The following is a 1,144-nucleotide window of genomic DNA, read 5'->3' on the forward strand; positions in this document are numbered from 1 at the left end:
AGCATTATTTATATTTGAATTAACAGAAAAAGAACATTATATACAAATGATTAAAGAAAAACTTATTGAAATACAGAATTAAAAACACTCATAATTTCGTAAAAACTACTTACAAATCCCTATAGTTTTTAAACTTAGCACTATATTATTAAAATTAAAGTGGCTTAAGTCGGCGGAAGGCACCTTAGGGTGTCTTTTCTTTTTAGATTTCCATAAATAAAAAAGCCCCGATATTCGAGGCTTTTAATAAAAAATAAATATACTATTCTATCGTTTTATGTGTCCTTCATAATAGGCGTTTCCACTCATTGTAGTACCTTTAAAATACCATTGAATTACTGTACCTGGACAAATTGTTTCTTCAAAATAATTAGCATATTTTTTATCAGGATAATATATATTCGTTCTTACAAATTTACCGTCTTTAGTATCATACGGTATTGAACAAGTCGCTTGATTTTTTAAATCTACTGTTTTTTCTGTACTTGCTGACGCTGCCCCAATTCCTCCCGTCAATGCAATACCAGTTGCTAATGCTCCAACTACTAATTTCTTGAACATAAAAATTCCCCCTCAAATATTTTTTATAGCTTGCATCTTAAATGTATCACTTTTTTAACTTTTGTAAATATTTTGAATTTGTAGAAATATTTATTTAAATTTTGGTAATATTGGTAATATACTTTATCAAATGGAAAATAGAGGAATTTATGATGATATGTAATAATGCATGTTCATTCAGCAAGAAATCGTGATAAAATCTAAGCACCTGTTCTATTTTTTTTCAATTAAAATGGAAACCTTACTTCTTATTTACCCAAATGGGAGGCGCTTTATGGCGTCTTTTTTTTATTTTCAAAAGTCCATGCTCATTTAATCCATAAAAACATAAAGTAATTTGAATCCATTAAAATACATGAGTGACTCCTTATTTTTCTCCTACTCTTTAAAGGAGGAATTATTATGGGCTTTGGTGGTAGCTGCGGTGGCGGCTGTGGCTTTGCAGGAGGATTTGCTTTATTAGTTGTATTATTTATTTTATTAATTATTGTTGGAGCTTCTTGCTTCTGCTAAAAAACCATTAGAAAAGGCACCCTTATATGGGCGCCTTTTCTTTATGTATATTATTTATTATCCAATTCAT

At 29.3% G+C, this 1,144-nt stretch carries 2 protein-coding genes and 1 pseudogene; 2 read left to right on the forward strand and 1 reads right to left on the reverse strand.

What is annotated here, in order from left to right:
• Positions 1–82, forward strand: a pseudogene (locus ACQGSG_RS29080) (transcriptional regulator); the annotation flags it as partial.
• Between the two features lie 185 nt (positions 83–267).
• Here the strand turns inward: ACQGSG_RS29080 and ACQGSG_RS29085 are convergent.
• A complete protein-coding gene (locus ACQGSG_RS29085; RefSeq protein WP_325842351.1) occupies positions 268–561 on the reverse strand; it encodes a hypothetical protein in 294 nt (97 codons plus the stop codon).
• Positions 562–963: 402 nt separating this feature from the next.
• On the opposite strand from ACQGSG_RS29085, the gene ACQGSG_RS29090 reads away from it, so the two are divergent.
• A complete protein-coding gene (locus ACQGSG_RS29090) occupies positions 964–1,074 on the forward strand; it encodes a YjcZ family sporulation protein (protein ID WP_000505681.1) in 111 nt (36 codons plus the stop codon).
• The last annotated feature ends 70 nt before the right edge of the window (positions 1,075–1,144 follow it).

It is taken from the genome of Bacillus sp. GMa5/1 (genome assembly GCF_050172015.1).
Taxonomy (GTDB): domain Bacteria; phylum Bacillota; class Bacilli; order Bacillales; family Bacillaceae_G; genus Bacillus_A; species Bacillus_A cereus.